The 26,823-nt window shown below is 64.4% G+C and carries 25 protein-coding genes and 1 pseudogene; 16 read left to right on the forward strand and 10 right to left on the reverse strand.

Annotation, left to right across the window (positions count from 1 at the left end):
• Positions 1–61: 61 nt before the first annotated feature.
• Together HZZ16_RS19475 and HZZ16_RS19480 are read left to right on the forward strand one after the other, a co-directional pair.
• On the forward strand, positions 62–463 hold the full coding sequence (locus tag HZZ16_RS19475) for a PTS sugar transporter subunit IIA (RefSeq protein WP_024339151.1): 402 nt from the start codon (positions 62–64) through the stop codon (positions 461–463).
• A complete protein-coding gene (locus HZZ16_RS19480; RefSeq protein ID WP_036014186.1) occupies positions 460–777 on the forward strand; it encodes an HPr family phosphocarrier protein in 318 nt (105 codons plus the stop codon). The genes HZZ16_RS19475 and HZZ16_RS19480 overlap by 4 nt, the downstream gene beginning before the upstream one ends.
• A 123-nt stretch (positions 778–900) precedes the next feature.
• Here HZZ16_RS19480 and HZZ16_RS19485 read toward each other — a convergent pair whose 3' ends face one another.
• Positions 901–2,526 (reverse strand): glycosyltransferase family 39 protein, encoded by a 1,626-nt coding sequence (locus HZZ16_RS19485; RefSeq protein WP_197950682.1) that lies wholly within the window; start codon positions 2,524–2,526, stop codon positions 901–903.
• A 113-nt stretch (positions 2,527–2,639) separates the two neighbouring features.
• On the opposite strand from HZZ16_RS19485, the gene lepA reads away from it, so the two are divergent.
• The 3 genes from lepA to HZZ16_RS19500 all read left to right on the forward strand — a co-directional run bounded on the left by lepA (position 2,640) and on the right by HZZ16_RS19500 (position 5,609).
• Positions 2,640–4,451 (forward strand): translation elongation factor 4, encoded by a 1,812-nt coding sequence (lepA, locus tag HZZ16_RS19490; protein ID WP_197950685.1) that lies wholly within the window; start codon positions 2,640–2,642, stop codon positions 4,449–4,451.
• Positions 4,452–4,484: 33 nt separating this feature from the next.
• Positions 4,485–4,673: a hypothetical protein gene (locus tag HZZ16_RS37220; protein ID WP_246510223.1), complete on the forward strand. Its 189-nt coding sequence runs from the start codon at positions 4,485–4,487 to the stop codon at positions 4,671–4,673.
• A gap of 132 nt (positions 4,674–4,805) precedes the next feature.
• Positions 4,806–5,609 (forward strand): alpha/beta fold hydrolase, encoded by an 804-nt coding sequence (locus HZZ16_RS19500; protein ID WP_197950687.1) that lies wholly within the window; start codon positions 4,806–4,808, stop codon positions 5,607–5,609.
• A 184-nt stretch (positions 5,610–5,793) separates the two neighbouring features.
• Here the strand turns inward: HZZ16_RS19500 and HZZ16_RS19505 are convergent, their stop codons facing one another.
• The 3 genes from HZZ16_RS19505 to HZZ16_RS19515 form a co-directional block, all read right to left on the reverse strand.
• A complete protein-coding gene (locus tag HZZ16_RS19505) occupies positions 5,794–6,210 on the reverse strand; it encodes an SRPBCC family protein (RefSeq protein ID WP_197950689.1) in 417 nt (138 codons plus the stop codon).
• Positions 6,211–6,457: 247 nt separating this feature from the next.
• Complete coding sequence (locus HZZ16_RS19510) at positions 6,458–7,411, reverse strand: tetratricopeptide repeat protein (protein WP_197950691.1); 954 nt, start codon at positions 7,409–7,411, stop codon at positions 6,458–6,460.
• Between the two features lie 189 nt (positions 7,412–7,600).
• Positions 7,601–8,902 (reverse strand): serine hydrolase domain-containing protein, encoded by a 1,302-nt coding sequence (locus HZZ16_RS19515; RefSeq protein ID WP_246510224.1) that lies wholly within the window; start codon positions 8,900–8,902, stop codon positions 7,601–7,603.
• Positions 8,903–9,092: 190 nt separating this feature from the next.
• Between HZZ16_RS19515 and HZZ16_RS19520 the strand changes: the two genes are divergently transcribed.
• From HZZ16_RS19520 to HZZ16_RS19530, 3 genes are all read left to right on the forward strand, one after another.
• Positions 9,093–10,313, forward strand: coding sequence for an MFS transporter (locus tag HZZ16_RS19520; RefSeq protein WP_197950695.1), 1,221 nt, complete (start codon positions 9,093–9,095; stop codon positions 10,311–10,313).
• Between the two features lie 54 nt (positions 10,314–10,367).
• Positions 10,368–10,826 (forward strand): GNAT family N-acetyltransferase, encoded by a 459-nt coding sequence (locus HZZ16_RS19525; protein ID WP_197950697.1) that lies wholly within the window; start codon positions 10,368–10,370, stop codon positions 10,824–10,826.
• A gap of 104 nt (positions 10,827–10,930) precedes the next feature.
• Positions 10,931–11,911 carry an ABC transporter substrate-binding protein gene (locus HZZ16_RS19530; protein ID WP_197950699.1) on the forward strand — a complete coding sequence of 327 codons (981 nt, stop codon included), beginning with the start codon at positions 10,931–10,933 and terminating at the stop codon, positions 11,909–11,911.
• Positions 11,912–11,944: 33 nt separating this feature from the next.
• Here HZZ16_RS19530 and HZZ16_RS19535 read toward each other — a convergent pair.
• A pseudogene (locus tag HZZ16_RS19535) lies at positions 11,945–12,121 on the reverse strand (DUF2933 domain-containing protein); the annotation flags it as partial.
• A 188-nt stretch (positions 12,122–12,309) separates the two neighbouring features.
• On the opposite strand from HZZ16_RS19535, the gene HZZ16_RS19540 reads away from it, so the two are divergent.
• Positions 12,310–12,558, forward strand: a complete 249-nt coding sequence (locus tag HZZ16_RS19540; RefSeq protein ID WP_197950701.1) for a hypothetical protein — start codon at positions 12,310–12,312, stop codon at positions 12,556–12,558.
• 46 nt (positions 12,559–12,604) lie between these two features.
• On the opposite strand, the gene HZZ16_RS19545 is transcribed toward HZZ16_RS19540, so the two are convergent.
• Positions 12,605–14,764, reverse strand: coding sequence for an EAL domain-containing protein (locus HZZ16_RS19545; protein ID WP_197950703.1), 2,160 nt, complete (start codon positions 14,762–14,764; stop codon positions 12,605–12,607).
• A 466-nt stretch (positions 14,765–15,230) separates the two neighbouring features.
• Between HZZ16_RS19545 and mepA the strand changes: the two genes are divergently transcribed.
• The 4 genes from mepA to modC all read left to right on the forward strand — a co-directional run bounded on the left by mepA (position 15,231) and on the right by modC (position 18,707).
• Complete coding sequence (gene mepA, locus HZZ16_RS19550; RefSeq protein ID WP_197950705.1) at positions 15,231–16,175, forward strand: penicillin-insensitive murein endopeptidase; 945 nt, start codon at positions 15,231–15,233, stop codon at positions 16,173–16,175.
• Between the two features lie 332 nt (positions 16,176–16,507).
• Positions 16,508–17,293: a molybdate ABC transporter substrate-binding protein gene (gene modA, locus HZZ16_RS19555; RefSeq protein WP_197950707.1), complete on the forward strand. Its 786-nt coding sequence runs from the start codon at positions 16,508–16,510 to the stop codon at positions 17,291–17,293.
• A gap of 53 nt (positions 17,294–17,346) precedes the next feature.
• Positions 17,347–18,042, forward strand: coding sequence for a molybdate ABC transporter permease subunit (gene modB / locus HZZ16_RS19560; protein WP_197950708.1), 696 nt, complete (start codon positions 17,347–17,349; stop codon positions 18,040–18,042).
• Between the two features lie 2 nt (positions 18,043–18,044).
• Positions 18,045–18,707 carry a molybdenum ABC transporter ATP-binding protein gene (gene modC, locus HZZ16_RS19565; protein WP_197950709.1) on the forward strand — a complete coding sequence of 221 codons (663 nt, stop codon included), beginning with the start codon at positions 18,045–18,047 and terminating at the stop codon, positions 18,705–18,707.
• 270 nt (positions 18,708–18,977) lie between these two features.
• Here modC and HZZ16_RS19570 read toward each other — a convergent pair whose 3' ends face one another.
• A complete protein-coding gene (locus tag HZZ16_RS19570) occupies positions 18,978–20,771 on the reverse strand; it encodes a potassium/proton antiporter (protein WP_197950710.1) in 1,794 nt (597 codons plus the stop codon).
• Between the two features lie 206 nt (positions 20,772–20,977).
• Here HZZ16_RS19570 and HZZ16_RS19575 point away from each other — a divergent pair, with 206 nt between their 5' ends.
• Together HZZ16_RS19575 and map are read left to right on the forward strand one after the other, a co-directional pair.
• Positions 20,978–22,294, forward strand: a complete 1,317-nt coding sequence (locus HZZ16_RS19575) for a mechanosensitive ion channel family protein (RefSeq protein WP_197950711.1) — start codon at positions 20,978–20,980, stop codon at positions 22,292–22,294.
• Between the two features lie 119 nt (positions 22,295–22,413).
• The gene (map, locus tag HZZ16_RS19580) at positions 22,414–23,232 is read left to right on the forward strand and encodes a type I methionyl aminopeptidase (RefSeq protein ID WP_197950712.1); all 819 of its coding nucleotides are present in this window, start codon (positions 22,414–22,416) and stop codon (positions 23,230–23,232) included.
• 86 nt (positions 23,233–23,318) lie between these two features.
• On the opposite strand, the gene HZZ16_RS19585 is transcribed toward map, so the two are convergent.
• Positions 23,319–24,350 carry an MBL fold metallo-hydrolase gene (locus HZZ16_RS19585; protein ID WP_246510225.1) on the reverse strand — a complete coding sequence of 344 codons (1,032 nt, stop codon included), beginning with the start codon at positions 24,348–24,350 and terminating at the stop codon, positions 23,319–23,321.
• Between the two features lie 126 nt (positions 24,351–24,476).
• The gene (locus tag HZZ16_RS19590) at positions 24,477–25,283 is read right to left on the reverse strand and encodes an AraC family transcriptional regulator (protein ID WP_197950713.1); all 807 of its coding nucleotides are present in this window, start codon (positions 25,281–25,283) and stop codon (positions 24,477–24,479) included.
• A gap of 177 nt (positions 25,284–25,460) precedes the next feature.
• Here HZZ16_RS19590 and radC point away from each other — a divergent pair, with 177 nt between their 5' ends.
• A complete protein-coding gene (gene radC, locus HZZ16_RS19595; protein ID WP_197950714.1) occupies positions 25,461–26,174 on the forward strand; it encodes a RadC family protein in 714 nt (237 codons plus the stop codon).
• A gap of 6 nt (positions 26,175–26,180) precedes the next feature.
• Here radC and HZZ16_RS19600 read toward each other — a convergent pair whose 3' ends face one another.
• Positions 26,181–26,801 (reverse strand): tetratricopeptide repeat protein, encoded by a 621-nt coding sequence (locus HZZ16_RS19600; RefSeq protein WP_197950715.1) that lies wholly within the window; start codon positions 26,799–26,801, stop codon positions 26,181–26,183.
• Positions 26,802–26,823: the final 22 nt, after the last annotated feature.

Raw genomic sequence — 26,823 nt, forward strand, 5'->3', positions numbered from 1 at the left:
CTGGATGGTCAAAGTGGCGCGTTCGTGCGGTGCACCAAAAGCGCCCGCGAGGAGTTTTCCGATGATTGGTCTAGTACTTGTGACCCACGGGCGCCTTGCCGACGAATTCAAGGCGGCGCTTGAGCATGTCATGGGTCCACAAAAGCAAATCGAAGCGATCACGATCGGCGCCGAGGATGATTCCGATCTCTGCCGAAGCGACATCATCGAGGCGGTCAACCGCGTCGATTCCGGCGACGGCGTTGCGATCCTCACCGACATGTTCGGCGGCACGCCGTCGAACCTCGCGATATCCTGCATGAGCCGACCCAAGGTCGAAGTGCTCGCGGGCATTAACCTGCCCATGCTGGTTAAGCTCGCCAAGGTGCGCGAGGAGCGATCGCTGCCCGACGCGATCGCGATGGCGCAGGAAGCCGGCCGCAAATACGTCACCATCGCCAGCCGCGTGCTCGCCGGCAAATGAGCGAGGAGGCGCCACAAGCCGCGACCGGCGTGCCCGCGGGCGCGATCTCCAAGGATCTCCTCATCATCAACAAGCGCGGCCTGCATGCGCGCGCCTCGGCGAAATTCGTCCAGGCGGTCGAGCGCTTCGACGCGCAGGTGTGGGTGACGCGCGGCGGCGAGACCGTCGGCGGCACCTCGATCATGGGCCTGATGATGCTCGCCGCGGGTCCCGGGACGACGATCACGGTGGCGGCGGCAGGGACCGACGCCGAAGCCGCGCTCGCGGCAATCACGGAGCTCGTTGAAAGCAAGTTCAACGAGGAAGGGGTTTAGGGGCTTCGTCAATGAAGCTGCCGTAGGGTGGGCAAAGCGAAGCGTGCCCACCAAGTCTGTCGCGATTGCCGAGAGATGGTGGGCACGGCGCTGCGCGCCTTTGCCTACCCTACGGCAGCTCGGCTATTTTCCCGGCGGCGCGAAGTAGATGTTCCAGCTCATCGACGGGCCGGCCTTGCCGTTGGTGAAGCGGCGCGTGGTCATCACGATGCGCTCGGCGTTGGGCGCGACGTCCGACACCCATTTCTCGAACGCGGGCAGGCGGCCGTCGGTCGGATCGAACACGCCGATGAACCCGTATTTCTTGGCGTCGTCGCGCGAGGTCAATCCGGAATCCCAGGCCTCCAACGGCAGCAGCGCGGCCGGATGATCCGGGCTGTAGAACACCAGCGGCTGGATCTGTTCCATCGTGCCGGCAACGACGGCCCAGCGCGAGCCGAAGCGGGTGTGCCAGGCCTGGGTCAATTCGCGCGCGAGCTCCGAGCGCGCGCCGTAGATCTGTGCATTGCCGGCATTGGCCGCCATCTCGCGCGCGGCGATCCATGGCGAAGCGGCGAGCGTCGCGGCGCTGAGCACGAGCCAGATCGCGGCGATGTTGAACAGCGCGGCGCTCTGCACGCGCAGCGTCGGGATCGCAACCAGTGCGAGCGGCACCAGGAAGAACAGCGAGATGCCCCAATCCGTCTTCATGTAGATGCTGAAGGCGAGCGCGCCGAGCGGCGGGCCGACTGCGACGATGACCTGGACGATCCAGACATTCAGCGCCTGCGAGACATTGACCCCTGCATTGGCGCCGCGCGCCCAGGCGCGCGTGACGATGCGCAACGGCGCACTTAGCAGCAATTTGACCCATGGCGGCACCAGCGCCATGGCCAGCGCCGCGAGCGCCACCGGCAAGGCCAGCAACGCGAAGTTATGCAGCACATAGCCCGCGACGAGCTGATGCAGCTGGGCCTTGTCCTTGAGGCTGTAGGTGTCGCCGGCATAGGTCAGCGGCACGAAATGCGCATCCGCCAGCCAGACGAGGTGCGGGATCATCGCCGCGACCATCGTGGCGATCGCCACCCATGGGGCCGGCGACGAGAGGAAACGCAAGCGGTCGGGATGGATCAGCGCGGCCAACCCAATCGCGCCGATCATCGTCAGCACCCAATATTTCGTCATCAGCGCCAGCGCGCCAGCAAGCCCGAGCAGGATTCCGGATTGCCAGCTCCGCTTCGCGAAGGCGTTGAGATAGGCGAGCACCAGGAGCGGCAGCGTGACGAGCTGCAGCAGGTCCGGGTTGTACTTGAAACCCTTGAAGTTGAAGATCGGGTAGAGCGCGATCATCACCACGACCAGGAACGCGCGGCGCGCATCCACCACGCGCAAGGCGATCAGCCAGCAGAGCACCATGCCGACGCTCACCGTCGTCATCGCCAGCGCATAGGTCGCCCAATCCGCCGCCGGGAACGCCTTGAACCAGAGGCCGGCCACCCAGCCCGACAACGGCGGGTGCTTGCCATAGCCCCAGAGGAATTTCTGTCCCCAGCCCCAGGCTTCTGCGACGTCCATGTGAACGTCCTGCGCCGCCTTCAGATTGATCAGGATGAAGGTCCACAGCACCGCGTGCAGGATGGCGAATTGGATCACCAGCCATAATTGCGCCTCGGGGCGGGTCGCGCAGGCAACCAGGAAGGCCCGGAAGCGGTTGTAACTCAAGCGGGTCTTTGCCCGCGCTCCGGCAGTGGGAATAGAGGTCGTGGACATGGCCGTTGCGTAGCGCGTTTTGGCCCGTCATGGAATCAGCTTGGCGTGAACAAAGGCCCTGAAAATACAGCAATATGGTTGCCGCACGGGGATGTGAGTGGTATCCCGCGCCCATGACGACCGTCCCCATTTCCAACATCCGCAATTTCTCCATCGTCGCCCATATCGACCATGGAAAATCGACGCTGGCCGACCGCCTGATCCAGATGACCGGCGGCCTCTCCGACCGCGAGATGGCGGGCAAGGAGCAGGTGCTCGATTCCATGGACATCGAGCGCGAGCGCGGCATCACGATCAAGGCGCAGACGGTGCGCCTCGCCTACCGCGCCAAGGACGGCAAGGATTACATCTTCAACCTGATGGACACGCCCGGCCATGTCGACTTCGCCTACGAGGTCTCGCGGTCGCTGGCGGCCTGCGAGGGTTCCCTGCTCGTGGTCGACGCCAGCCAGGGCGTCGAGGCGCAGACGCTCGCCAACGTCTATCAGGCGCTCGACAACAATCACGAGATCGTCCCGGTCCTGAACAAGGTCGACCTGCCCGCGGCCGAGCCAGAGAAGGTCAAGCAGCAGATCGAGGACGTCATCGGCATCGACGCCTCCGACGCGGTGATGATCTCGGCCAAGACTGGTCTCGGCGTGCCGGACGTGCTGGAGGCCATCGTCACCCGCCTGCCGCCGCCGAAGGGCGATCGCGACGCCACGCTCAAGGCGCTCTTGGTCGACAGCTGGTACGACGTCTATCTCGGCGTCGTCGTGCTGGTGCGCATTGTCGACGGCACGATGAAGAAGGGCCAGCGCGTGCGCATGATGGGCACCGGCGCGGCCTATGACGTCGAGCGTGTCGGCTTCTTCACGCCGAAGATGCAGCAGGTCGAGGAGCTGGGCCCCGGCGAGATCGGCTTCATCACCGCCGCGATCAAGGAAGTCGCCGACACCCGCGTCGGCGACACCATCACCGACGACAGGAAGCCGGTCGCCGAGATGCTGCCGGGCTTCAAGCCGGCGATCCCGGTGGTGTTCTGCGGCCTATTCCCGGTCGACGCCGACGACTTCGAGACGCTGCGCGCCGCGGTGGGCAAGCTGCGCCTCAACGACGCCAGCTTCTCCTTCGAGATGGAGACGTCAGCCGCGCTCGGCTTCGGCTTCCGCTGCGGCTTCCTCGGGCTGCTGCACCTCGAGATCATCCAGGAGCGGCTATCGCGCGAGTTCGATCTCAATCTGATCGCGACCGCGCCGAGCGTCATCTACAAGATGAAGCTCACCGACGGCCAGGAGATCGAGATCCACAATCCCGTCGACATGCCCGACGTGGTCAAGATCGCCGAGATCGACGAGCCCTGGATCGAGGCGACGATCCTCACGCCCGACGAATATCTCGGCAGCGTCCTGAAGCTGTGCCAGGACCGCCGCGGCGCGCAGAAGGAGCTCACCTACGTCGGCTCCCGCGCCATGGTGAAATACGACCTGCCGCTGAACGAAGTCGTGTTCGACTTCTACGACCGCCTCAAATCGGTCTCCAAGGGCTACGCCTCGTTCGACTATCATCTCACCGACTACAAGCCGGCCGATCTCGTCAAGATGCAGATCCTGGTCAATGCCGAGCCGGTCGATGCGCTCTCGATGCTGGTCCACCGCACCCGTGCGGAGGGCCGCGGCCGCGCCATGGTCGAGAAGATGAAGGAGCTGATCCCGCCGCACATGTTCCAGATCCCGATCCAGGCGGCGATCGGCGGCAAGGTGATCGCGCGCGAGACGGTGCGCGCGCTGCGCAAGGACGTCACCGCAAAATGCTACGGCGGCGACATCACGCGCAAGCGCAAGCTTCTGGAGAAGCAGAAGGAAGGCAAGAAGAAAATGCGGCAGTTCGGCAAGGTCGACATCCCGCAGGAAGCTTTCATTGCCGCGCTGAAGGTGGACAGCTGAGCAACGGACCTTCACTCATCGCGAACCGCCGTCATGCCCGGGCTCGTCCCGGGCATCCACGTTTTTGCCGCGACAAAAGTCGTGGATGGCCGGGTCAAGCCCGGCCATGACGACGATGCGGAGCAACTTTGTCGCGAGACCGGTTTCGGCCAGCAAAACAAAACTGCGAAAACAACCCCATGCACAGTAGCCGCGCCCTTGGCGGCATTGTGCTTTTTTTGATTTTACGAAGTCGGTTTGACCCGTCGGGCAAAACAGGGCTATGTTGGCAGGCTCGCAGCGGGCTGGAAGAGCCAGCACGATCGTTCGTCTAATTTTTAGATATCAAATCATTGAACCCAACGGAGCTATTTCATGATCCGTTCAAGCATCACACGTCGCAGACTTCTTGGCAGCCTTGGCGCGGCAGCCGGCTCGGCCTCCGCATTCGCGCCGGGCGTATTTACCAGTCCGGCCCGTGCGCAATCGACCCAGAAGACCTATGTGCTCGTTCCCGGCGCGTATTACGGCGCCTGGTCGTGGCAGCGCGTCACGGAACGCCTGCAAAAGCTGGGGCATCGCGTCTATGCGCTGACGCTGACCGGATTGGCGGAGCGCTCGCACCTTCTGAACAAGGACATCAGCCTCGACACCCACATCTCCGACATCGCCAATCTCGTCGAATGGGAGGACCTGACGGACATCTGCCTGGTTGCCCATTCCTATGGTGGCTGTCCGGCATCGGGCGCGCTCGAGCGCATCGGAAGCCGGGTCTCGTCGATCGTCTGGGTCGATGCCATCAAGCCCGCGGACGGTCAGTCGTTTCGGGACCTCGTCCCCTTCCCGATCGAGGAGGGCGCGATCAGCCGTCCGGCGCCCAAGGCGGTTCCTCCGAACGCGTTCAACGATCCGAAGGATGTGGCTTGGGTGCTGTCGAAGGTCACCCCACATCCCGTCGGCACATTCCTGCAACCGGTCAAGCTGTCGGGCGCGCGCGAAAAGGTCGCCAAGAAAACCTTCATCCGCTTGCCGAAATTCCAGCTCGCCGCCATGGACAAGGCGGCGGCGGAGTGCAAGGCGGACAACTCCTGGACCGTTCTCGAGAACACCACGTCCGGCCACTCGGTCATGATCGTCGAGCCGGATTGGTTGACGGACGTGTTGACCAAGTCCGCGTGAGATCGGTCTCAGCAAGCCTGGGTTTTTAGGTTAGGCAAAGCGACTTGTCCGCCATAGCTCGAAGAGCGACGGCCGAAGCGTGCCCACCCGCTTGTGTGCCGTCGGGAAGAGTGGTGGGCACGGCGCTCCGCGCCTTTGCCCACCCTTCGAAAGCTGTGCTCGCGTCCGCTCCTTGAGCACGCCCTCACAGCATCTTCTGCTTCGCCTCGACGTACTTCGCAAAATTGTCGAGGATCGCCTGCCAGCCACCCTGCTGCTGTTCGACCGAGTGCGTGGTTTCGGCGTCGAAGGTGACGCGGACGACAACGCCGTTCGGGCCGGATACGAACTCAACCTCGGCCTTCCGATCGCCGAACGCGTATTCGATCCGCTTGTGCTCGACGATCTTGGTGTAGGTGCCCGCGAAGTCGAAGCCCATGCTGCCGTCCTTGGCTTCCATCCGGGACGAGAAGGCGCCGCCTTCGCGCAGGTCGACCGTCGCCCTGGTCGTATGCCAGTCGTCGGACGCCGCATTCCACTTCACGATGTCGGCAGGCGTCGTATAGGCACGCCAGACCTGATCGATCGGTGCGGCTACGCTGGTTTCGACGGTGATCCTCATGGGTATTGCTCCAGTTGCGACTTTGGCGCTCGAATTGACGGAATCACGTCACGTGTGCCGGGTCCATCTCCAGCACGTCCGGGACGTATCCACCCAAGGACGATCGAGACCGGCCCATGCCGACATGGTCCGGCCTCAATGCGCCAAAAAAGTTGGAAATGTCGTCGTGTGGGCAAAGCGAAATGTGCCCACGAAATTGTGTGCTGTCGGAAGAATGGCAGGCCGGCGCTCGGCGCCTTGCTGGTCTTCAAATCGGCCTTGTCTTCCCGCGGATGGCCATCGACCGTTTCAGGACCTGCTGGGCATCGGCATAGCGGCCCTGATCCCTGTAGAGACCGGCGAGGTTGTCCAGAACGCCGGCGAGATCCGGGTGGTTGGGACCGAGGGTTTTCTCGAGAGTGGCCACCGACCGCTTGAACAGCCGCTCGGCTTCGGCGTTACGCCCCTGGCGCGCATAGAGTGCAGCCAGATTGTTCTGTGCCTGGGCGATGTCGGGATGATCGGGGCCGAACGCCTTCTCGGTCACCGCCATCGATCGCTTCAGCAGCTGCTCGGCATCGGCATAGCGACGCCGATTGATATAGGCGTCTGCCAAATTGTTCATCAGCACCGTGGCTTCGGGATCGTCGGGGCCGAGCGCTTTCTGCAGCACGGCAAGGCCTCGCTTGAACAGCGGTATGGCCTGATCGTACTTGCCCTGATTGCTGTAAACGGCGCCGAGATTGCTCAACGCCAGCACGATCGACGGATCATCGCTTTTCTCGCCAATGGCGATCGAGCGCTTGAGAAGCGGCTCCGCTTCTGCGTAACGCTCTTCAGCGCGATAGAGATCGCCCAGATTGTTCAGCACCATTGCGACTTCGGCATGATTCGGACCGAGTGTCTTCTCCCGGATGACCAGCGCGCGCTTGTAGAGCGGTTCGGCAACGGCGTATTGGCCGAGATTGTAATGGATCGTGCCGAGGTCGTTCAGCGGCATCGCGACGTGCGCATCGTCAGGGCCGAACTCCTTCTCGCGAAGGGCCAGCGACTTCTGTGCCAGAGGCAGTGCTTCCTTGTACTTCCCGGCCCGATAAAGCTCCTTCATCTGCCGGATCAGCGCGCCCGCCTCGTCCTCTTCGGCATGGGACGGCACGCCGAACGACAGGCTCAAGGCAAGCGCAGCAATTGCAGCGCAGATCGATGCTTTCAGGGTCCTCATCGCGCCTTCCCTTGTCGCGGTTATCGGGACTTACGCGCCGTTGGTGCTCCCGGAAGCCGGACAGGTTCAATGCAGCCGCGACTTGCGGACCCCATCACCGACTGGTCGGCGAATACCGGCCAGAAGGACGGACCCGACCGACCGCGCCGCCAGCGGGGCTGTATGCCATTGGCAGGCGCGATCAATTCATCATTGCCCGAGCTGCTGCAGCACGGCGAACCACAACGCGAGCGGCTCCCGGAGCGCGTTTGGCTCGGACGGCTTTTGGCGAACGGCCGTGTGCACCATGACGAGCTTGGAGGCGGGATCGACCAGGATGATCTGACCGCGAATGCCGAGCAGGGCAAATCGGCGCTGCTCGCCGGGGAGAAGCCACACCTGATAGCCGTAGCCGAAATAGCGCGTGGCCACGTGCGGGGCGAGATGGCCGTCGGCCGGCCGCACGGTCGTGGCATCGAGCAGCCATTGCCGAGGGATCAGCTGACGGCCTTCCCACGCGCCGTCATGGGCGAGCAACCGGGCCAGGCGCGCATAATCGCGCAGGGTTGCGTTGAAGCAGCAAAAGGCGATCTCCTGCCCGCTCCCGTCGATCACCCAGGAGGCGTCCGCCTCGGTGCCGATGGGGTCCCAGATCCGGTCGTGGAGATAGTCGGCAACCGGCGTGCCCGTGGCGGCGCGCAGGACCAGCCCGAGTATCTCCGTTTCAACGCTGGCATAGTGGAATTTGGTGCCTGGCGGCGCGGTTCGGGTGTTGAACTGCGCGACGATGGCGGCGGGATCTTTCGACGGGCCGCCGAATAGGGCCCGCCCAAGCCGGGCGATGTCGTCGTTCCCGTCATAGACTTCCGAAAATTCGACGCCCGACGACATGTTCAACAAGGCGCGGATGGATGTGTTGCCATATTCCGTGCCTGCAAGGCCGCCGACGTAGGTGGAGACGAGGTCGTCGATCGACTTGATCCGTCCCTCCGAGACCGCGATGCCGACCAGCATGGCCACCAACGTCTTGGCCATGGACTGCGAGACAAAGCGGTGATGGTCGGTCCGCGCATATTGATAGTGCTCGTACAGGATCGTGTCGTCCCTGGCGATCAGGAGACCCGTCACCGGGTTGCGCTTGAGGTAGTCCGCGATGCCGAGCTTTTCGTTACCAAAGCTGTAGGTGATCGACGGCTCCGGCGCGCGCTTGAATTGCCAGGGCGCGGTCGCGCGAGCGACCCGGCGCGAGGGATAGGTCTCGCCGAAATGGCTGTAGCTCCCGACGAGCTTGTTGAGCTCTGGAGTGGCTCCCCGCGTGCCGACCGGATAGCCTTCAGCAGCACCGTAGAGCTCGGCATCGGGACCGCTATCCGAAAAGACCGGCCCCGGCGCGGCGGGCGCGCTTCGGACGTCCTGCGCGCAGGCCAACGGCGCCCAGACCGCAGAGGCGAAAATGACGGTCAGGAAAAGCCTGCGGCACAGGCGCGGCCCAAACAGCGCTGCCCAGTTCATTGGACTTGCCTCCTCGCACGTTGGTGGGTGTGCGCTTGAACGACGTCGCAGGCCGGTGACGCGCGGCATGCTATCATCGCGGACGGGCCGTGTCAGCCTGCGGTGGCAACCCGCCTTGCTCTCGCCCCGCAGATAAGTCACCATCCCTCCCGCGCACCATCAAAAAAGAGCAAAAGCGCTAAGGAAACGCATGAGCAAGCCGTCACGCTTCGACTATGGCTGGGTCGTTGTCGCCGCGGGCGCACTGATGACCTGCATCGGATTCGGCACGATGCTGTCACTGGCGGTGTTCTTGCAACCGATCTCGGAGGCAATGGGCTGGTCGCGCGCCGGCGTGTCGGCGGCCGCGACGCTGGATTTCCTCTGCATGGGATTTGCCGCATTCCTATGGGGCACGCTGTCGGACCGGTTCGGCACCCGCATCGTGGTGCTCTCGGGAAGCCTGCTGCTGGGGTTCGGCCTCGTCGCCGCGAGCCAGGCAGCAAGCCTGTGGCAATTCCAGCTCTGCTTCGGCGTGCTGATCGGGATCGCCGTGGGCAGCTTCTACGCACCGATGATGGCGCTCGCGAGCGCCTGGATCGAAAAGAACCGCAGCCTCGCAGTGGCGCTGGTCTCGGCCGGCATGGGCGTATCGCCAGTGACGGTCGCGCCGGCCGCGAGCTGGCTGATCACGGCCTATGATTGGCGCACCGCGATGCTGATGATCGGCTGTGCTGCCTGGGCGCTGTTGATCCCCGCTTGCTTCCTGGTACGTCCGGCGCCGCCAGCCGCGGGCTCCGCAACGACGGACGCGGCGCCGGAGGTCGCGATGAACGCGGCGCAGGCGCTGCGCACGCCGCAATTCATCGCGCTCGCAGCGGCGCATTTCGCCTGCTGCGCGGCGCATTCCGGCCCGATCTTCCACATGGTGTCCTATGCGATGGTCTGCGGCATTGCTCCGCTCACGGCGGTGACGGTCTACAGCGTCGCCGGCGTCTCAGGCCTCGGCGGACGCCTGTTGCTGGGCGCGCTGGCCGATCGCATCGGCGCAAAACCGGTCCTTGTCGGCGGATTGTTCGTGCAGGCGATGTGCATTGCGACCTATCTGGCGGTGGCGCAGCTCGGCGAGTTCTACGCGCTCTCGGTCGTGTTCGGCCTCGCCTATGGCGGGGTGATGCCGCTCTATGCGGTGCTGGTCCGCGAGTTCTTCGGCGCGCGCATCATGGGCACGGTATTCGGCGCTGTGTCGGCCTTCGCCAGCCTCGGCATGGCGCTCGGGCCCTGGGCCGGCGGGATCGTGTTCGACACGTTCCAGCAATACACCTGGCTCCACGCCGGCTCCTTCGCGATCGGGCTTGCGGCGGTCGCGGTGGCGCTGAGTTTTCCGACGCGGCGCAGGCCGTCGCTCGATCTTAGCCGCGCGACAGCGTGACACCGAGCTGTGGCGATTGCCGGATCTGATTTTCCAGCCGAACGAACCTGCGTCATGACGATCATTTCCCTGGAACGCGCCGCCGACACTCTTCCCGCAGATTTCCCCGCGCTGGAGGCCGACGCCAAGGCCGATGGACACGCGCACATGACCCGTCTGGTTGCGGAATTCGCAACGGATCGAACCATGTTTCACGCCATATTCACCTGCCACCTGGATGGCAGATTGGCGGGCATCGGAGCAATCACCAACGAGCCTGCACCGGCGCCGGTGCCCATGTGGCGGATGCGGCGGTCTTACGTGCACCGGGACTACAGGAGGCGCAAGGTCGCCAGGGCCATCGCGAACGCCTTGCTGCAAGAAGTTGCGGGCAAGGTCGCAACTGTCACCGTCCACGCAGCAAATGCCGGCGCAGTGCGGTTTTGGGAAGCGATGGGATTCACTGAGGTCGACGGCCAACCCTGGTCTCACCAAGCACATCTGCCGATCCCCGAGCCTGCCGGCGGTCCGTGAGCCAGCCGAGCCTTGCCTCGACGGCCGGGCGCACTTTCTGACGCCGATCGGATTGGTGTAGCATTCTCTTGTGATCAGATCGTTCTGGCATCGCGAGAGGCCAAATGAGGCGACGGACGTTTCTCGGCTTCTTGGCAATGACGGCGATATCGGCGCGTGAAGCATTGGCCCAAAAGCGCGTTCCGGTCGTGGGATTCGTCGGATTTGCCACTCCGGACATCGACAATGCGACGCTCGTTCCATTCCGAAAGGCGCTGGCCGAGCTGGGTTACGTGGAGGGCCGCACCATCGTCATCGAGGTCCACTCGACGGCCGGCGATGTGTCGCGGGGCCTTGCATTGATCGACGACCTCGTGGCCAGACAGGTGGACGTCCTGCTTTCGCCAGGCCCAGCCGCAGCACGCGCGATGGTCAGGAAAACCAATATTCCCGTCGTCGCCGTGGCGCTGCCTGCGGTGCAAAGCGACCCTGAACTGTTTCAGAGCCTCGCCCGGCCGGGCGGCAGCCTCACCGGCTTCGCCGCGTTCGGCGAGGAGATGTCGGCCAAGCGCATCGAGATGATCCGGGAGATCCTGCCTTCGCTGAAGCGGATCGGCGTCTTGAACAATGCGACGGACCCGACCTTCAGCGCCTGGGGCGCGCAAACCATCGAGGAAGCACGACGCGCCGGGCTGGAGCCGGTGCGCCTCGGACTGACGAGCGCATCGCCGGCGGCGGTTGCCGAACAATTCAACGTGCTCGCGAACGCGGGCGGGAACGCCGTGATCGTCATTCGCGATTACATGACTGCCGCGATGCAGGACGCAATTTGCCGCATCGGCCTCGACATGAAGATCGCCGTCATCGGCCAGCACAGGGAGTTCGCGCATGCCGGCGCCCTGATCAGCTACGGCGCCGACATCGGCGACCTGTTTCGGCGCGCTGCGGGCTATGTCGATCTGATCCTGAAGGGACAAAAGCCGGCAAATATGCCAATCCAGCTGCCAACAAAATTCGAGCTGGCCGTCAATCTCAAGACCGCGCGTGCGCTCGGGGTGACGATCCCGCCCACCATTCTCGTGCTGACGGACGAGGTGATCGAGTGACGGGGTCGTCCAATATCCGTCGACGTGCGTGAGCGGACAGGCGATGAGAGGCAGCCAGACCAGAAGCCCGAGCACATGGGCCTGGTGCTCGGTGAACAGCAGCGCGCCGGCGACGATCAGGAATCTGAGCAGGACCAGGCCGGCCTTGGCCCTGGTGGACATGCCCGTTCGCGGGCGCTCTCGAAAATCGGACTGTTCTTGCACCGTCATGGCACGCTCCCGCGGCTATCGAAGCCTAGCGGCGCGGCCGTCATCAGAGTTGATTCACATGGTGCCCATCCCCCAGGCGCGAACAACCCAGCCTTCGGCTCGTCCAGGATGGAGCCGACGTGAGCGCGGACCTCTCCGCACCTTGACATTTCTCAAAGATGCCGCCCTCACAACCCTGGAGGATGGACATGATCACGAAGACAGTCTTGGCGGCAGCGGGCGTCGTTTGCCTGCTGGCGGCGCCGGCGATGGCGCAGACCACGGACAAGGAAAAGAACGGCCACCACTACAGCGGCGGACCGAAGAGGGAAGTGCCCCACCACGTGGGCAAGAAAGACACGACCGGCAGCTCGACGAAGGCGGCGTCAGGCGGCCATCATTACACCGGCGGCCCCAATACGCCGACGCCTCACCACATGGGCGAAAAGACCAAGTAGCCTGTCCGGGGGCCGCGGCGTGGATGAGCCGTCTGAGACGGAGTGGTCACGCCACCAGCGCCGCATCCTCGTTGCCGTCGATGCCGCGCTGTGCGGCCAGCAGGCTGACGATCTCCGCGTGCGGCCGCGCCTTGCTGAACAGAAAGCCCTGACCCTCATGGCAGCCTTCGGCGCGGAGGCAGCTGAGCTCGGCTTCGGTCTCGACGCCTTCGGCGGTGATGGTGACGCCAAGGCCCTTGCCGAGGCTGACGATGGAGCGGATGATCGCCTGGGCCTCGCGGTTGGCGGCGAGATCGCGCACGAAGGACTGGTCTATCTTGATCTTGTCGAACGGGAAGCTGCGTAGGTAGCTGAGGCTGGAATAGCCGGTGCCGAAATCGTCCATGGAGATGCGGACGCCGAGCGCGCGCAGCGCATGCAGCGTCGCCAGCACCTGCGCGCTCTTTTCCAGGAGCAGCGTCTCGGTGATCTCGAGCTCGAGCCGGCGCGGCGCCAGGCCGGAATGTTTCAGCGCGTCAGTGACCATCGAGAGCAGATTGCCGCTGCGGAACTGCAGCGGCGACAGGTTGACGGCGACGCGGACGTCGTCCGGCCAGGCTGCGGCGTCGAGGCAGGCCCGGCGCAGCATCAGCCCGCCGAGCGGATTGATCAGGCCGGTGTCTTCCGCGACCGGAATGAACTCGGCCGGCGACACCATGCCGCGCTCGGCATGCGGCCAGCGCACCAGCGCCTCGAAACCGGTGATGCGGCCGCTCGAGAGGTCGATCAGCGGCTGGTAGTACGGCCGCAGCACGTCATTCTGGATCGCGTCGCGCAGCTCGACCTCGATCTTGCGGCGGCTCTGCGCCTTCGCATCGAGTGCGGCCTCGAAGAAGGCGAAGCTGCCGCGCGCATCCAGCTTGGCGCGCGACAGCGCCATGTCGGCGCTCTTGAGCAGCTTTTCGGAATCCTCGCCGTCGCCCGGCGCCATCGCAATGCCGATCGAGGCGCCGATCACCACGGAATGACCGTCGAGCAGATAGGGATCGGCAATGGCCTCCAGGAGGCGCTTGGCCAGCATCACCGCGTCCTCGGGGCGCGCCAGCCCGCTCTGCAGAACCGCGAACTCGTCGGAATTGAGCCGCGCCAGCGCGTCCTCTTCCCGCAAGGTGGAGCGCAGCCGCTTGGCGACGCCGCGCAGGAGCTTGTCGCCGACCGCATGTCCCAGCGTGTCGTTGACCGCCTTGAAATTGTCGAGCCCCAGCATCAGCAGCGCGACCTTCTCGGCGCCGCGGCGCGTGTGCAGCAGCATCTCGTCCATCTGCTGCCGCAGCAGGCTGCGGTTGGGCAGGCCGGTCAACCCGTCATGCTGGGCCATGAAGGCGAGCCGCGCCTCTGCGCGCTTGCGCTCGGTGATGTCCATCAGCGCGAGCAGCACCGCAGGCCGCTCGGCATAAGTCAATTCGCGGGAATAGATCGCAAGGTCGATCAGCGCGCCGTCGGCCCTGACGTGTTTCCAGGTGCGGCCGGCCTGATCTTCGCCGGTCTCATCGACGGTCCAGGGCGGCTCGCTTTCGAACGCCTGCAAGGAGCGGATCTTCAATCGCTCGAACTCGGCCCGGCTGTAGCCATAATGCGCGACCGCGGCATCGTTGACGCCGAGGATGCGCTCGTCGTCCAGCGCGCAGACGATCATGGGCACGGGATTGCCGTCGAACAGCAGGCGGAACGAGGCCTCGCGCTGCTTGAGCTCGGTGATGTCGACGCGCAGACCGACGACGCCACCGTCATCGGTCAAGCGCTCGTCGATCAGGATGACGCGGCCGTCCGACAGCTTCTGCTCGTGGCGCGCGCCGGGCTTGTAGAGCTTTTGCAGGCGCTCGGCGATCCAGGCTTCTTCATTGCCGATGGCCTCGGGATAGTCGCCGCGAGCGACGCCGATGCGCAGCGTGTCCTCGAGCCGCGCGCCCTCCTCGAACAGATCCGCGGTCTTGCTGTAGATCTCGGCGTATTTCTTGTTCCAGAGGACGTAGCGGCCTTCGGCGTCGAGAAACACGATGCCCTGCGGCAGGATGTCGATGGCCTGGCGCAGGCGCTCATGCGACTTGCGCGCATCCGCGATCGCAGCTTCCGCCTCGGCGCGGCTGCGCAGGACCTCGTCGCGTTCGGAAAGCGAGACGCGCGCGAAACGCGGCTTGCGCGCCTTTTGGCCGGCGCGAGCAAGCATGCTCTGCTTTCGCTTTCTTGTTTTTCGAGACCCCAAACTCAACTTCACCCGTCCCAGTCGCGCCCAACGGCCGCAAGCCGTTGGGTCGGAAGTCTTGAGGCAAGTGTCTGAAAAAAAAGTAATCCTGCCCGGTCGCGGTCCGGGCGCGGGTCGCTTGCTGCCTGTTTGCGCGGCGTGGCGAGCGGCGGCAGGCGCCACCAGACTGAGTGATGCGCCGCAATCAAGGAGCGATCTGGCGCAAAATTGCGCGCGCGCCTGAATCGGTTCCGAAATCGCGCGCGACTGCATGCGAGCCGCAGAATTTTCCCCGCGCCGCGCACGAATTTTGGTCAATGCAGGATACGGTTATTGCACCGTTAAGAAACGGCGAGTCGGGGCGCGATTCGGGCGCGCTGCGGTGAGCCGGTGGCGGGCTCGTCGCCTCGTTCTTAACCCTGGTGCAGCATTGGGTTATAAGAACATCAGCATGAGTCGCCGCGGCATCACCCTCCTCCTGCTCTCGTTCGTCTGCCTGGGCGCCGGTGGCGCGCTGGCCCAGGACAAGGGCAGCATCAACCCGAAGCCGCTGCCGCCGCTCGCCAATCCCAACGACCCCGATCTCGCCGCGAAAGAACTGTTCGCGCGAAAGCTGCTGCCATCGAAGGGGCCGGCCCACGTCATCGGCTCCTACACCAGGGGCTGCATCGGTGGCGCGGAGCAGATGCCGGTGAACGGCGATCATTGGCAGGTGATGCGGCTGTCGCGGAATCGCAGCTACGGTCATCCCGACATGATCGCGCTGATCAAGCGGCTCGCCGCGAAAGCGCACAAGCACGCAGGCTGGCCCGGCATCCTGGTCGGCGACATCGCCCAGCCGCGCGGCGGGCCGGCGCTGTCAGGCCATGCCAGCCACCAGATCGGTCTCGACGCCGACATCTGGCTGACGCCGATGCCGGACCGGCGGCTCTCGCGCGAGGAGCGCGAGGAGATGTCGGCGGTGATGATGGTGCGCCAGGACCGGCTCGACATCGACCCCAAGGTGTTCACACCAGGCCATGTGCTGGTGCTGCGCGATGCGGCGCGGGAGCCCGCCGTGCAGCGCATCTTCGTCAACGCCGCGATCAAGAAGGCGCTGTGCCGCGACGCCAAGGGCGACCGCGCCTGGCTTTCGAAGATCCGGCCCTGGTGGGGCCACGACTACCACTTCCACATTCGCATGCGCTGCCCGGCGGGGGCCGGTGAATGCGAGGGCCAGCCGTCACAGGCCGAGGACGAAGGCTGCAAGCCCGCCGATCTCGCCTATTGGTTCTCCGACGCGGTGCTGCACCCCAAACCGCCGCCCGAGCCGCCCAAGCCGAAGCCGCCGATGACGCTCGCGCAGATGCCGGCAGCCTGCAAGGCGGTGCTGCACGCAGGCGACGCGAAGCCGTAAGGGCGGCGCTCATTGCTGTCGTCCGGGGCGCGAAGCGAGCCCGGGACCCATAACCACAGGGAGCGGTTGTGGCGCGAAGTGGTCACTCCGAGTCCTCGCCCAACGCAATCCTGTGGTTATGGATCCCAGGCTCGCGCTACGCGCGCCCCGGGATGACGGACCAGGTTTGACCTTCCAACCCGGCCTGCTATCTTCGCAACTGCGATATCCCCGCCGGCCGTAAGCCGTGGCAAGGGACCGTGGAACAGCGCGTCCGCCCGTCGCATCTGACCCACCCAACGCCAGATTTGCGCGTGCACCTTGCACGCGCGAGCTCGCACGGAGCGCATCCCATGTTTCGTCTCTCAGGACTTTTCACCGCCTTCGTCATTCTTGCAGGCACGGCCCTTTCGCCTGCCGCGGCCGAGGACAAGACCATCACCGTGTTCGCCGCGGCCTCGATGAAGAACGCGCTCGACGAGATCGACGCCGCCTACACCGCCAGGACCGGCGTCAAGTTCAGCGTCAGCTATGCCGCTAGCTCGGTGCTGGCCAAGCAGATCGAGCAGGGCGCGCCGGCCGACGTGTTCGTCTCCGCCGACACCGACTGGATGGACTACGCGATCTCGAAGAAGACCATCAACGAGCCTTCGCGAGTCAATCTGCTCGGCAACAGCATCGTGCTGATCGCACCGAAGGATTCCAAGATCGACAGCGTGACGATCGCGCCAGGTTTCGACCTCGCCAAGCTCGCCGGCGACGGCAGGATCGCGACCGGCGACGTCAAGTCGGTGCCGGCAGGCAAATATGCCAAGGCGGCGCTGGAAAAGCTCGGGGCCTGGCAGGGCGCGGAGCCGAAATTCGCCATGGCCGAGAGCGTGCGCGCGGCGCTGACGCTGGTCGCCCGCGGCGAGGCTGTACTCGGCATCGTCTATTCCACCGACGCCAAGGTCGAGCCGGGCGTGAAGATCGTCGGCACCTTCCCGGCGGATTCGCATCCTGCGATCATCTATCCGGTCGCGGCGACCAGCACCGCCAAGCCGGAGGCGAACGACTATCTCGCCTTCCTGCGATCGACGGCGGCCAAGACTATTTTGGAAAAACACGGCTTCAAGTTCCTGATCAGCCCGACGACCTGATTCTTGCAACCTGATTTTGCGACCTGATTTCTGCGACCTGAAATGACGACTTGATGTTGGATATCTCGCCCGCCGAATGGACGGCGATCCTGCTTTCGCTCAGGGTCGCCGTCATCGCCACGCTGGTCGCGACGCCGTTCGGCATTGCGCTAGCGTGGCTGCTCGCGCGGCGTGATTTCTGGGGCAAGTCGGTGCTCGACGCACTCGTGCACCTGCCGCTGGTTCTGCCGCCCGTCGTCACCGGTTATCTGCTGCTGCTCAGCTTCGGTCGCAAAGGTCTCATTGGCAGCTTTCTCGCCGACCATCTCGGCATGATCTTCGCGTTCCGCTGGACTGGTGCTGCGCTCGCCTGCGGCGTGATGGCGTTTCCGCTTCTCGTCCGTCCGATGCGGCTGTCGATCGAGGCGATCGACCGCCGGCTCGAGCAGGCCGCGGAGACGCTCGGCGCAGCACCGTGGAAAGTGTTCTTCACGGTGACGCTGCCGCTGGCGCTGCCGGGCGTGCTCGCCGGCATGGTGCTGGGCTTTGCCAAGGCGATCGGCGAGTTCGGCGCCACCATCACCTTCGTCTCCAACATTCCAGGAGAGACCCAGACGATTTCGTCCGCGATCTATTCGCTGATCCAGACCCCCGACGGCGACGCCGCGGCAGGTCGGCTCGTGATCGTCTCGATCGTGCTCGCGATCGGAGCCCTGATCGCGGCCGAATGGTTCGCCCGCCGCGCCACGCAGCGCCTGCACGGGAATTGACCATGCTGCGCGTCGACGTCGAAAAACAGCTCGGCGAATTCTCGCTGTCCGCATCCTTCAGCAGCGAGGGGCGCGTCATCGGCCTGTTCGGCGCCTCGGGCGCCGGCAAGAGCTCGCTGGTCAACATGATCGCCGGCCTGCTGCGGCCCGACCGCGGCACCATCGTGATCGATGGCGAGACCGTCGACGACACTGCGGCCGGCATTCACGTCCCCACTTACCGCCGCCGCATCGGCTACGTATTCCAGGATGCGCGGCTGTTTCCGCATCTGAGCGTGGCGCAGAATCTCGACTACGGGCGGCGCATGAACGGACTTGCGCCCGACCCGGCGCAGCACAAGCGCATCATCGACCTGCTCGACATCGGCGCGCTCAGGGATCGCCGCCCCGGGAAGCTGTCCGGCGGCGAGCGCCAGCGCGTCGCGCTCGGGCGCGCGCTGCTATCGAAGCCGCGCCTCCTGCTGCTCGACGAGCCGCTCGGCGCGCTCGACGAGGGCCGCAAGCTCGAGATCCTGCCCTATCTGGTGCGGCTGCGCGACGAGGCCAATGTGCCGATGGTCTATGTCAGCCACGACGTCGCCGAGCTGCGCCAGCTCGCGACACAAATCGTGATGCTCAAGCAGGGGCGGGTCACGAGCTTCGGCGGGGTGAAGGTGCTGACGTGAGCGGCCCGTGGCCTATCCCCGTCATTGCGAGCCAACGAGTCCGCGAAGCGCGGCCCGATGACAGGCTCCGCGAAGCAATCCAGAGTCTATACGCGGCGGCAGTCTGGATTGCTTCGTCGCAAGAGCTCCTCGCAATGACGCGTTCTTGGCCGACTTTGTCCTGCCTCACCTTGGTAGGGTGGGCAAAGGCGCGCTCTTCGCGCGCTGTGCCCACGTCTTGCCTGCTGGTGAGCACGGCGCTTGCCCGCCTTTGCCCACCCTACGGCAGCGTCAGACTCCCGCCACCGAGGACCACAGCTCCGCGAGCTTCTTGCGGACCGCTTGGGCACCTGTGAGCGGCGGCGGTGTCTCGTCCTCCTCCGGCAGGCGCAGGCCGACGAGGTTGACGCGGCCACCGGAGATGCTGCGGGCGACCAGCACGATCTCGTCCAGCGCGAGCTCGGCACCCTCCTTCGGCGCGCGGTCGAGATGGACGTCGAAATAATCAGCGAGCGTGAGCTTGCTCTCGACCTCGCTCACCTTGACGCCGTAGATCGCGGCGAGCTCGGCGAGCGTGTGCTCACCGGAGACCATGAAGTCGCCGAGCAGATGCGGATCGGGCGCGGTGCTCGGCTGCATGTCGACGAAGAAGCGATCGAGCGACTCGGCTTTTTCCGGCGGGGCCAGCAGATAGATGTAATCGCCCGGCGCGACCGGGTCGGCTTCCGCCGGCGTCAGGATGTTCTCGTTGCGGATGACGAGCGTCGGCTTGGACCAGGACGGGATCAGGCCGCGGCGGAAATACAGGCTCTTGGGCCGCACCGGATAGCCGACCAGCTGCTGCTCGAGCTGGCCGGGCAGATCGAGCTCGACGCGGCGGGGGCCGCGCTCGGCGCGGGGCAGCGCCACGTGCAGCTTGCGCGCGGCCGGCGCCAGGGTCCAGCCCTGCAGCAAGAGCGAGATGATGACGACGACGAAGGCGACATCGAAATAGAGATAGGCCTTGGACAGTCCGACCAGCATCGGGATCGAGGCCAGGAAGATCGCGACCGCACCGCGCAGGCCGGTCCAGGCGATGAAGATCTTCTCACGCCAGTTGAAGCGGAACGGCGAGAGGCACACGAACACCGCGAGCGGGCGCGCCACCAGCATCAAGACCAGCGCGACGGCGACCGCCGGCAGCACACTGGAACCCAACCGGCTCGGCGAGACCAGAAGGCCGAGCAGCACGAACATCACGATCTGCGCCAGCCAGGTCGCGGCGTCGAGGAACGTCACCACCGAATTATGCGCGCGGGTCGGCCGGTTGCCGATGATGATGCCGGCGAGATAGACGGCGAGGAAGCCGGAGGCGTGCATGATCTGCGAGCCGCCGAAGATCACGAGCGCGCCCGTGGTCACGAAGGGCGCATGCAGGCCCTGCGGCAGGGCGACCTTGTTGAGCGCAATGACGACGAGGCGGCCACCGAACACGCCGACGACGGCGCCCAGCGCCGCCTCGAGCACGAACTCCATCAGCACATGGCCGGGCGAGCTGGTACCGACCGAGATGTATTCCACCAGCATCAAGGTGAGGAAGATCGCGAAGGGATCGTTGGTGCCTGACTCGGCCTCCAGCGTCGCGCCGACGCGCGGGCGCAGACGCAGGCCCTGGGTGTGCACCAGGAGGAACACGGCGGCCGCGTCGGTCGAGGCCACCACCGCCCCGACCAGCAGCGACTCCGACCAGTTGAGGTCGAGTGTGTATTTGGCGAACGGCGCCGTGACGAGCGCAGTCAGCAGCACGCCGACGGTCGCGAGCACCACGGACGGCGCAAGCACGGTGCGGATGCTGGCGAAGCGCGTGCGCAGGCCACCGTCGAACAGGATCAGGGCGAGCGCGACGGAGCCGACCAGATAGGTGGTGCGGACGTCGTCGAACTGGAGCTGACCGGGGCCGGAATCACCGGCGACCATGCCGATGACAAGGAAGACGAGCAGCAAGGGCGCGCCGAAGCGCAGCGCAAGCAGGCTCGAGAGGATGCCGGCCATGACGAGGACGGCGCCGAGCAATATGGCGAGACTGACGGAGTCGAGGGAAGCCATCCACCTTCCGGGTAAAAAATTGCTGGAATTTCATCCTTATCGTCGGTGGACTCGCGCGCCAACCCATTTTCGCTCTTCGCGGCAATCTGCCCGCATTTTACGGCCTTAACGCGCTTCACTTCACGGTATATCGATGGCCCGGCCGCGCCCTTTGTGGGATTGTCCGGCGCCCTCGAATCAATTTCCCCGCTTGCCGACGAGACCCGATGGACATGGACCTCAAAGACTTCATGGAGTTCGTGCAGACCACCGCACGCAGCGTCGGGGCGGAAATCTCCTCACCCTGGTTCTACCTGCAATTCGGCCTCATCCTGGCCGCGGCAGGCATCGCCTATGCCGCGGAGGCCGCCATTCGCAGCCGTGTCGACCTGACCTCGCTGGCGATGCGCTGGCCGCTGCCGCTCCGGCATTTCGTCCGGGTCATGGTCGCCAGCGCCTCGACGGCGGTGTTCACGCTGCTCGTGATCGTCTCGCGCGTGGTGATGTATCACGCGACCTGGCCGAGCCGCTCCTATCTGCTGATGGTCGCAGCCAAGCTGGGGTTCGCCTGGCTGGTGATCCGGCTCGTGACCTCGGTGCTGCGCAATGCCTTCATCGTCAAGCTGGTGTCGATCACGGCATGGTTCGTCGCCGCGCTCTCCATCGTCGGCCAGCTCGACGCGACGGTCGATCTATTGGATTCCTTCGCGATCGTGCTCGGCGGCCTCAGGCTGACCCCGCTTCTGGCGCTCAAGGCCGGCGCGCTGCTGCTGATCGCGCTCTGGCTCACCAACATCGCCAGCAATTTCGCCGAGAGCCGGATCAATTCGACCACCGATCTGACGCCGTCGGTGCAGGTGCTCCTGGTCAAGATCATCCGCATCGGCCTGCTCACGGTCGCGATCGTGATCGCGCTCGGCGCCGTCGGGATCGACCTGTCCGCGCTCGCGGTGTTCTCCGGCGCGGTCGGCGTCGGCATCGGTATCGGCCTGCAGAAGATCGTCGCCAATTTCATCTCGGGCATCATCCTGCTCGCCGACAAATCGGTGAAGCCCGGCGACCTCGTCACCATCGGCGACAATACCGGCCGCATCAGCGCGATGAAGACGCGCTATATTTCCGTCGCTGCCGGCGACGGCCGCGAATTCCTGGTGCCGAACGAGGATTTGGTGACGCAGAAGGTCGTCAACTGGACCTATACCGACAAGAACACGCTGGTGAAGATCGCCTTCGGCACCAATTACGACGCCGACCCTAAATTGGTCTGCAAGCTTGCGGCCGAGACCGCGGAAGCCCATCCGCGCGCGCAGAAAGGCAAGCCGCCGACCTGTCTCCTGACCGAGTTCGCGGAAGCCGGGATGAAGTTCTCGCTGACCTTCTGGATCGCCGACCCCGATGGCATGGACAAGGTCAAGAGCGACGTGATGCTGGAGCTGTGGGACGCCTTCAAGCGCGAGGGCATCCGGGTTCCCTATCCCGTCCGCGAAATCCGCATCCGCGGCGGCGCCCTGCCGGTGGAAACCGCCGTGGAAGTCCCGAATTAGGTCACTTTCGTCCCCCAAGCAGGCCCCTCGGCTTGCATGAAGCCTGCCAATCATTAAATTGGGGCCTGAAATCAAGCCTTTCCACCGATATCGAGATCAGCCGAAAAGACTGCACATTCATGAGCTACGTCGAAGCCACCGAGACCTCCCTGCGCAAGACCGGACAGATCAAGCTGCACGGGCCGGCCGCCTTTGCCGGCATGCGCAAGGCGGGCGCGCTGGTGGCCAAGTGCCTGGACGAGCTCACCGACATCGTCGGGCCCGGCGTGCCGACCTCCAGAATCGACGACTTCGTCCGCGACTTCGCTTTCAGCAACAACGCCTATCCGGCGACCCTGATGTATCGCGGCTACCGCTACTCGACTTGCACCTCGCTCAACCACGTGGTCTGCCACGGCATGCCCGGCGACCGTCCGTTGAAGGAGGGCGACATCGTCAACATCGACGTCACCTTCATCGTCGACGGCTGGTACGGCGATTCCAGCCGGATGTATGCGATCGGCCCGATCGCCCGCAAGGCCGAGCGGCTGATCGAGGTGACCTATGAAGCGATGATGCGCGGCATCGCCGCGGTGAAGCCCGGCGCCACCACCGGCGACATCGGCCATGCCATCCAGAGCTTCGTCGAGCCGCAGGGCATGAGCGTGGTGCGCGATTTCTGCGGCCATGGCCTGGGCCGCATGTTCCACGACGAGCCCAACATCATCCATATCGGCCGGCCCGGCGAGGGCGTGCAGCTCAAGCCCGGCATGTTCTTCACCATCGAGCCGATGATCAATCTCGGCAAGCCGCATGTGAAGATCCTCTCCGACGGCTGGACCGCGGTGACCCGCGACCGCTCGCTGTCGGCGCAGTTCGAGCACTCGGTCGGCGTCACGGCGACCGGCGTCGAGATCTTCACGCTGTCGGCGCGGCACGGCGAGAAGCAGATCGGGTGAGTTCGCCCGCATCGCTTGCGTCCCTGCACCCTCCGGCCATCTGCGCGATCTGACTTCTGCGGCGGCTGATCCGAAGCGACGATGATCTAATCCGGATACTTTCGAAGCTCAGCGTTCCATCTCTTTGTAACGACGCGATCGCCGATCGTGAAACGCATGAGGTCTTCTCCGATCTCCAGCGGCCCCAGATAGGTGCTTTGCGTCCGTGTCGAGAGTTCACGCACGTCAGTGCCCAGAAGGACGATGTGCGAATAGGCTGCGAGCTTCGGCTTTACCCGGGAAAAAACCGTCCCGGCCTCCTCAGGCGAGGTGTGATGAGCCGCGATGGGCCTGAGTTGCGGCAGTTTTGCCATTTGCTCCGACATCGCGAAAACCTCATGGATCAAAAGATCCGTTCCCGCCGCATGCTTGATCAGGTTTTCATCGAACTTCGTGTCACCTGAGATCGTGACGGACCTTGCCCCATAGTCGATCCGATAGCCCACGGATGGCTTGATCAGGTCGCCGTGGTTGACCGCAAACGCCGTGACCTTGACACCGGCTTCATCGAACACGACTTGGTCGCCGTGAAAGTCGCGCACCTCGATCTGGGTGGCAGCCGCAGAGACATGTTCGTCCAACTGACGGATTCGCACGTCGTCGGAGAACGCCTCGGCAAGGCCTTTGGCAATCTTCGCGACGCCACTCGGCGCACTCGTTCCGTCCGATGGCCCCCACAGCCGCATGGCTTTGGCACGAGATCCGAAGGGCCCAAACATGTATCCCGTCATCCACAGATCGGGCAATCCAGCGACATGGTCCGAGTGATAATGAGTCAGGAAGACGGCATCGATACCGCTGCCGGAGGACGTGCCGAGTTGAAACAGACGTACCGTAACGCCCCGCCCGGCGTCGAAGAGCAGATTCAGTCCGCCGGCTTGGACCAACGTTGCTGGCCCGAAACGCGCGGGACTCGGCAGCGGCGCACCCGTCCCGAGCAGCGTCACGACGATGTCCTTTGACAGCGGTGGTTTGTCTTCCGCAGATGCCGTACCCGACCTTGAAAAGACCAGTGCCGAAATCGCCGCGATACATGCCAGCATGTATCGCAGCGTTGTCATGCCGCCACTTGCCACCATTGAAACAGCTCCTTTGCCCGATCACATCGGTCGTGCACTTCGACCCGCTCAAAATGCAGGCGCAGACCGGCTGCATCTTTTCACGCCATAGCAAATAGCCGCCTTCGATCGACGCGCTTGTATATTTCAGCCATCCGGAGAAAAAATGTTGTCCCAGTCGCCGACAAAATGACTTGGCCCGACGCCGACCAACGCATGGCATTCCCGGATGAAATGTGCCTGGTCGAAATATCCGGCTTCGTGAATGATGCCGGTCCACGGTTTCGCCGGTTCGTTGCGATGGGCCGTCAAGGTTGCGTCAAACCTGACCGTGCGCGCGTAGAGCTTGGGAGAAAGACCCACTTGGGTGGTGAACCGCCGCTGGAATTGGCGAGCACTCAAACCCGATTGCTTCACAAGATGGTCGATGCGGACGCGACCGCGCGTTTCCAGGAGCACACGAGAGGTAAGATCGATTCCATCCTGAGCAGGACTGTCATCCTGCATCATCGCGAACCACCGTTCCGCTGCTGCGACCCGCGAGTCAAAGTCCGTAGCCAGACGTACCGCGTCACTCAGCAACACCGCGCGCTTGCCTAGCACGTCGCGGGCCGGAATGCCTTCATTGACGAGGGACGTCATATCGACGCCGACGAGACGGTTGAGCGCAGCCGGCTGCAACAGAATGTTGAAGATATGGACCTCGCCTGATGCGTAGAGCTGGATGCGCCGCGACCCTTGCGGACCGACCACGACCGTTTCGGGGGCCGCCTGCAGAGGGCCTCCATCGATCCGAAGACGGAAGGGATCACCCAGATAGATATCTATGATCTGATGAGGCCGTGCCGTCAGCGGCCATGTCAGCTCGTCGGAGCCCAACACTCCGTACCGTTCCTCGAACGAGCGAACGACGCTGCGAAGCGCTGCATGGGGGATCTTTCGTCTGACTTCCATCGACGGCTTTTCCGTTTCGGCGCCACCGCAAGGCCTTACGACCGGCAATGGGCATGTTATCACGAACCGGCTTTTGGCAACGATGGCAAGGTGCCGCTCCGACATCTGGCGACGGTCGCCTCGTACGCCGCAATTGGCAGTTGCAAAAACATTAACCTCCGGCGATGCTGGCGCTTGATGCCCGCCAAGCCGGACCACGACAAGAGCAAGCCTGAGGATACGCCGCATTATCACGGCCACCGTGAGCGGCTGCGCGAGCGCTTCTACAGCGCGGGCGCGGATGCGCTGAGCGATTACGAGCTGCTCGAGATGGCGCTGTTTCCGGCGCTCCCACGGCGTGACACCAAGCCGCTCGCCAAGACGCTGATCAAGACCTTCGGCTCGTTCGCCGAGGTCGTGCATGCGCCGGTGGCGCGCCTGCGCGAGGTCGACGGGGTCGGCGAGTCCGCGGTCAACCAGCTCAAGCTGATCGCCGCGGCGGCGCATCGCGTCGCAAAGGGCGAGGTCAACAGCCGCAATGCGCTGTCATCCTGGAACGAGGTGATCGCTTATTGCCGCACCAGCATGGCGTTTGCCGACAAGGAGCAATTCCGCCTGCTGTTCCTGGACAAGCGCAACCAGCTGATCGCCGACGAGGTGCAGCAGACCGGCACGGTCGACCACACTCCGGTCTATCCGCGCGAGGTGATCAAGCGCGCGCTGGAATTATCGGCGACCGCTCTGATCCTGGTGCACAACCATCCTAGCGGCGATCCCTCGCCCTCGCAGGCCGACATCCAGATGACCAAGGCGATCATCGATATCGCAAAGCCGCTGGGGATTGCCGTGCACGACCACATTATCGTCGGCAAGAGCGGGCATGCGAGCCTGCGCGGGCTGCGGTTGATCTAGGCCAAATCAGAACGCCTGGTTTTTGGCGGCTCTCAAGTGGTCTTCCGCGGCTGTGATGCCGGCGAATGCCTTGAGCGTCAGAGCGGTCGGCTTCGGCTTCCATTCGGCAACCAGTTTCTCGGCCTTCTCGAGCTCCGGCTTCGACAACAGGGAAGCCATCTCGTTGACATTCTTGGCCGGCGCCACCTTCGAGAGCTTGAAATAGGCATACGACAGGGAGAGATCCCTCGGCGTGCCCTTTCCTGCGGAATATGCCCGGGACAGGCTGAAGAGGGCGCTGGGAAGGCCCTGGTCGCCCGCCATCTTCCACCATTTCAGCGCTTCTTCCGAATTTCCTTGCCGGTCATACATGAGCGCGACATCGTGCTGGGCACGCGCGTAACCGGCCTTGGCGGCCACAAGCTTGTACTTCAATGCCTGATCTGGATCGGTTGCGACGACGCCCACGCCTTGCCCGTCATAATAACAGCCGAGCTTGTAGGCTCCGAGCGGATCGTTGGCCGCAGCCGATTTTTGAAACCACTCGAATGCCTGGCTGCGATCCTGCTGCGTGCCGATGCCGTTATTGTGCATCATGCCGACATGATATTGCGCCTCCGCATCTCCGCGATTGGCCAGCGCGACCATCGCATTGAAGGTGCGGGTGTCA

This window comes from Bradyrhizobium glycinis, from assembly GCF_016031655.1.
Taxonomy (GTDB): Bacteria; Pseudomonadota; Alphaproteobacteria; order Rhizobiales; family Xanthobacteraceae; genus Bradyrhizobium; species Bradyrhizobium glycinis.